Here is a 5,764-nt window from a genome sequence, read left to right as displayed (position 1 = left end):
GGTCAGCGACCCGGCCCGCAGGGGCCCGGAAGGCGTCCGGAACCGGCTCAGGACCCGGCTCCGGACCCGGCTCAGGAGGCCGGGAGCAGCTCCAGCGCGGACCGCAGGCGGCGCAGCGTCTCCTCGCGGCCCAGCAGCTCCATCGACTCGAACAGCGGCGGGGAGACCCGGCGGCCGGTGACCGCGACCCGCAGCGGGGTGAAGGCGAACTTGGGCTTGATGCCCAGTCCTTCGACCAGCGCCGCGCGCAGGGCGGCCTGGATCGGCTCGGGGGTGAAGTCGGGCAGCTCGGTGAGCGCCCGGACCGACGCCTCCAGGACCGGGCGGGCGTCCGCGGTGAGGACCTTGGCGGCGTCCTCCGGGTCGACGGCGAAGTCGGCGGGGGCGACGAACAGGAAGCCGGCCATGGTGACGATCTCGGAGAGGACGACCATCCGCTCCTGGGTGAGCGGCGCGACCTTCGCCAGCAGCTCGAGCTGCTCGGCGGTGGGCTCGGCCGGGAGCAGGCCGGGGGCCTGCAGGTAGGGCACCAGGCGCCGGACGAACTCCTCGGGGGCGAGGCGGCGGACGTGCTCGGCGTTGATGTGCTCGGCCTTCTTGAGGTCGAAGCGGGCCGGGTTGCCGTTGACGTCGTCGATGTCGAAGGCGGCGACCATCTCGTCGATGTCGAAGATGTCGCGGTCCTCGGCGAGCGACCAGCCCAGCAGGGCCAGGTAGTTGAGCAGGCCCTCGGGGAGGAAGCCGCGCTCGCGGTAGAGGTTGAGCGATGCCTGCGGGTCGCGCTTGGAGAGCTTCTTGTTGCCCTCGCCCATCACGTACGGCAGGTGGCCGAACCGCGGGGTGGTGCCGTTGCCGACGCCGATCTCCTTCAGCGCGGCGTAGAGGGCGATCTGACGGGGCGTCGAGGAGAGCAGGTCCTCGCCGCGCAGGACGTGGGTGATCTCCATCAGGGCGTCGTCGACCGGGTTGACCAGGGTGTACAGCGGGGCGCCGTTGGCCCGGACGATGCCGTAGTCGGGGACGTCCTTCGGGTCGAAGGAGATCGGGCCGCGCACCAGGTCGTCGAAGGCGAGGGTGGTGTCGGGCATCCGGAAGCGGAGGATCGACGGGCGGCCCTCGGCCTCGTACGCGGCCTTCTGCCCGTCCGTCAGGTCGCGGCAGTGGCCGTCGTAGCCGGAGGGCCGGCCGGCGGCGCGGGCGGCCTCGCGGCGGGCGTCGAGCTCCTCGGTGGTGCAGTAGCAGGGGTAGGCGTGGCCGGCCTCGCGCAGGCGCTCGGCGACGTCGGCGTAGACGTCCATCCGCTGCGACTGGCGGTAGGGGGCGTGCGGGCCGCCGACCTCGGGGCCCTCGTTCCAGTCGAAGCCGAGCCAGCGCATGGCGTCGAGCAGCTGCTGGTACGACTCCTCGGAGTCCCGGGCCGCGTCGGTGTCCTCGATGCGGAAGACCAGGGTGCCGCCGTTGTGCCGGGCGTAGGCCCAGTTGAACAGGGCGGTGCGGACCAGGCCGACGTGCGGGTTGCCGGTCGGGGAGGGGCAGAAGCGGACCCGGACGGCGGGGTCCTTCTTCTCGTTGTCGGTCACGCTCGCTGCTTCCTTCATCGCTTGACGACCTTGTTGGTGAGGGTGCCGATGCCTTCGACGGAGACGGCGACCTCGTCGCCGATGGTCAGGGGGCCGACGCCCGCGGGGGTGCCGGTGAGGATGACGTCGCCCGGGAGCAGGGTCATCGCCTCGGAGACGTGCACGATCAGCTCGGCGACCGAGCGGACCATCTGAGAGGTGCGGCCGGCCTGGCGGAGCTCGCCGTTGACGGTGCAGGTGACGGCCAGGTCGGCGGGGTCGAGGTCGGTCTCGATCCACGGGCCGAGCGGGCAGGAGGTGTCGAAGCCCTTGGCGCGGGCCCACTGGCCCTCGCGCTGCTGCACGTCCCGGGCGGTGACGTCGTTGGCGCAGGTGTAGCCGAAGACCACCTCGGGGACGCGCTCCAGCGGCACCTCGCGGCACATCCGGCCGATCACCACGGCGAGTTCGGCCTCGTACTGCACGTCCGAGGAGAACGGCGGGTAGGCGATCGACTCGGTGGGGCCGATGACGGCGGTGGAGGGCTTGAAGAACGTCAGCGGGACGGCCGGGACCTCGTTGCCCAGCTCGGCGGCGTGCGCGGCGTAGTTGCGGCCGACCGCGACGATCTTGCTGGGGAGCATCGGGGCGAGCAGCCGGACGTCCTGCAGGCGGTGGGTCTCGCCGGTCGGCTGGGGGGTGCCGAAGGGGTGGCCGGCCAGCGTGTGGACCACCAGCGAGTCGGGTTGCGCGGCGTCCCCCTCGATGATTCCGAAGGAGACCGAGCCCGCCGCGGGGCTCCCTTCGCGGACGGAGAACCTGGCGATACGCACAGCCCTGCAACCTCTCGGTTCGTCGGCCGCCCGGACGCTCCCGGGCGGCTGCCGGGCCCGCAGTACCGGGCCCGGCTGGTGCCACCAGGTTATCGGCGCGCGGGTCAGTCCCGCGGCAGGCGGGGGGCCGGGGCGGTCATCAGGACCGTGCGGCGCGGATTGGCGGTGGCGGTGGGCAGCTCGGCGGCGTACGCGCGGGCGGTGCGGCCGGGCAGCTGGGAGAAGTCCGCGACGGAGGCCAGCGTGGTGCGGCGGGGGTTGGCCGTGGAGCGCGCGGCCCCGTTGGTCGTCTCGGACATTTGCGTCAGCACCCTTGTTTCGCTCGAACGGACTTTTGCACGGGCCCGCCGCTGGGCAGGCTCCGGTCGACCCTGCCAGGTTAGGGAGCCCATTCCACAGCGGCCGTGACCAAAGCTACACATCGGGCTGTGATTTTGCTCACAATTACCGGAACAAAGGGTGTGCCGACGGAGATTCGGGACCAATGCCGGAAACCACCATTAGGGATATCCCGGACATTCACCGCACAAGCTGATCTTCCCCTTGGTTGACCTGGACACGTCGGGTGTCCGAAAAGGACCGTATTCCGGGCCGGATGCACGACGGAACGTGAGGCCCCGCGCGCGGAGGGTGGCCCAGGACACCGTGTCGTAACGGCCCTTGTTGGACTTCCCCCGCTGTGCTGGAATGCCACGGAAAAACTCGACACCGCCCTATCTCCGCCCGGCGGGGAAGGGCGCCCGGTCCAGAGGTTGCGACGCCAGTGCAGGGACGTTTCAAGAGGGGCAGCGGCGCCGCGGGTGACCCGGAGTCGCGCGAGCCCGCGGCCGGCCCCCACCAGGCGGCGCCGGCGACGACGGGCCAAGGCGAGCGTCCTCACGGCGCCCCCGCCGAACCCGCCGCCGACAGCGGTGCGCAGGGCGTGAACGGCGCGCCGGAACAGGGCGGCGATCAGGCCGCCGACAAGAGGAGCAAGCGGGCCAGACTCCGCGGCACGCTCACCCGCCGCCGGGCGACCGGCCTGAGCCGCCTCGCCATGCGCAACTGGCGGATCCGCACCCGGCTGATCGCCCTGCTCTTCCTCCCGGTGGCCGTGGCGCTGCTGCTCGGCGGCCTGCGCGTGCAGGACTCGATGGAGAACTCCCGCGAGCTGTCGCAGATGAGCGACCTGGCCGAACTGGCCCGGAGCGCCACCGACCTCGCGAACGCCCTGCAGAACGAGCGCGACGTCGCGGCCGGCCCGCTGGCGTCCAACACCCCGGCGGACAGCGATCCGCTGATCCAGCAGGCGTACAAGGAGACCAACACCCTCTCCAAGCGGTTCACCAACGCGGCCGACAAGTTCGACGACCTCGACCTCGCGGGCTCCAAGACCCTGCTGCTCCAGGTCCGCCGCGACCTGAACGGCCTGCCGCAGGCCCGCACCGGTGCCTACCGCGACCTCGACAACATCCAGGCGACGATCACCAACTACGACGTGATCATCACCGACCTGCTCGGCGCCGCCCAGGACATCGCGGTCACCTCGAACTCCCCGGGGCTGATCACCGCCACCCGGGCGCTGTACCAGTTCTCGCTGTCCAAGGAGAACACCTCGATGCAGCGCGCGCTGCTCTCCGCCGCGCTCGCGCACCCCGGGAGCGCCCAGCTCTCCGTCTCGGACGAGACCTTCGGCGCCCGGCTCATGGTCGCCGAGGGCAACGCGCTGCAGAACTTCACCGCCATCTACGGTGAGGCCGCGGCCCGCACCAAGCAGTCCAAGATGAGCTTCAACAACACGATCGCCGAGGCCGACCGGTTCGCCAAGGCCGCGCTCAACACCAACGGCATCAAGCTGAACGACGGCACCAGCTACCAGTCCTGGTACGAGAAGTCGACGGCCAAGATCACCGCCGAGCGGGCGATCGAGACCGCGCTGCTGGAGGAGCTCGACGGCAAGGCCCAGAAGCTCCAGTCCGACGCCGACACCGAGTCGGTGATCAACGCCTCGCTGGTCGCCCTGGTGCTCATCGTCGCCATCGCCGGCGCCGCCCTGGTGGCCCGCTCGATGGTGCGCTCGCTGACCCGCCTGCAGGCGTCCGCCGAGGACGTCGCCGAGCGCCGCCTGCCGGAGCTGGTCAAGACCCTCTCCGAGAGCGACCCGCAGGACGTCGACGTCACCGTCGAGCCGGTCGGCGTCGACTCCGCCGACGAGATCGGCCACGTGGCGCACGCCTTCGACATGGTGCACCGCGAGGCGGTCCGACTGGCCGCCGAGCAGGCGCTGCTGCGCGGCAACATCAACGCGATGTTCACCAACCTCTCGCGCCGCAGCCAGGGCCTGATCCAGCGCCAGCTGTCGCTGATCTCCGAGCTGGAGAGCCGCGAGGCGGACCCGGACCAGCTGGCCTCGCTGTTCAAGCTCGACCACCTCGCGACCCGCATGCGCCGCAACGGCGAGAACCTCCTCGTCCTCGCGGGCGAGGACCCGGGCCGCCGCTGGACCCGTCCCGTCCCGCTGGTCGACGTGCTGCGCGCCGCGGCCTCCGAGGTGGAGCAGTACGAGCGCGTCGAGCTGGCCTCGGTGCCCACCGCCGAGGTGGCCGGCCGGATCGTCAACGACCTCGTCCACCTGCTCGCCGAGCTGCTGGAGAACGCGACCTCGTTCTCCTCCCCGCAGACCCGCGTCCGGGTCACCGGCCACGCGCTGCCGGACGGCCGGGTGCTGATCGAGATCCACGACACCGGCATCGGCCTCTCCCCCGACGACCTCGCCGACATCAACGAGCGCCTGGCCAACCCGCCGATCGTGGACGTCTCCGTCTCCCGCCGGATGGGCCTGTTCGTGGTCGGCCGCCTGTCCCTGCGGCACGGCATCCGGATCCAGCTCCGCCCGTCCGACTCCGGCGGCACCACCGCGCTGGTCATGCTGCCGGTGGACGTCACCAACTCCGCCGAGCGGCGCGGCAACCGGCCCGGTACGGGCGCCGGGGCCGGCCAGGGCGGCGGCAAGCAGCAGCGCGGCCTGGCGCCGACGCCGCGCCAGCAGGGCCGCCCGGCGGGCGACCTGCCCGGCGGGCGCACCGCGCTCGGCCAGGCGGGCCCGAACGACCCGCAGGGCCGTCCGCAACTGGGTCAGGGCCCGGCCGGCGGCAGCCCCGACCTGTTCTCCCCCTCCGGCACCCCCGGCCCGTCCGCTGCGCGGCGCGCACCGGGCGGTCCCGGCGCGGGCCAGGGCGCGCCCGGCGGCCAGCCGGGCGACGGCGGCTTCGGCCCGGGCGGCGCGTTCGGCACCGGACCGGCCCAGGGCGGTGGCCGCTCCGGCGGCCTGCCGACGCGGGCGGTGGGCCTGTCGCTTTGATAGAACCCGGCTCCGGGCGAGGAGGCGAGGTG

4 protein-coding genes are annotated in these 5,764 nt (G+C 72.4%); 1 reads left to right on the top strand and 3 read right to left on the bottom strand.

Translation table 11 applies throughout. The features are described from left to right. Nucleotides 1-71: 71 nt before the first annotated feature. From gltX to ACFUEL_RS33630, 3 genes are all read right to left on the bottom strand, one after another. A complete protein-coding gene (gltX, locus tag ACFUEL_RS33640) occupies nucleotides 72-1,580 on the bottom strand; it encodes a glutamate--tRNA ligase (protein ID WP_380241034.1) in 1,509 nt (502 codons plus the stop codon). A 14-nt stretch (nucleotides 1,581-1,594) separates the two neighbouring features. Then, nucleotides 1,595-2,392 carry a fumarylacetoacetate hydrolase family protein gene (locus ACFUEL_RS33635; protein ID WP_380241032.1) on the bottom strand — a complete coding sequence of 266 codons (798 nt, stop codon included), beginning with the start codon at nucleotides 2,390-2,392 and terminating at the stop codon, nucleotides 1,595-1,597. Nucleotides 2,393-2,496: 104 nt separating this feature from the next. After that, nucleotides 2,497-2,691, bottom strand: a complete 195-nt coding sequence (locus ACFUEL_RS33630) for a hypothetical protein (RefSeq protein WP_380241030.1) — start codon at nucleotides 2,689-2,691, stop codon at nucleotides 2,497-2,499. 623 nt (nucleotides 2,692-3,314) lie between these two features. Here ACFUEL_RS33630 and ACFUEL_RS33625 point away from each other — a divergent pair. After that, nucleotides 3,315-5,732 (top strand): nitrate- and nitrite sensing domain-containing protein, encoded by a 2,418-nt coding sequence (locus tag ACFUEL_RS33625; protein ID WP_380241028.1) that lies wholly within the window; start codon nucleotides 3,315-3,317, stop codon nucleotides 5,730-5,732. The last annotated feature ends 32 nt before the right edge of the window (nucleotides 5,733-5,764 follow it).

Source organism: Kitasatospora sp. NPDC057198, from assembly GCF_042670125.1.
Taxonomy (GTDB): domain Bacteria; phylum Actinomycetota; class Actinomycetes; order Streptomycetales; family Streptomycetaceae; genus Kitasatospora.
Note: the sequence above shows the minus strand (reverse complement) of the source record. Positions and strands in the feature narration are given on the sequence as shown.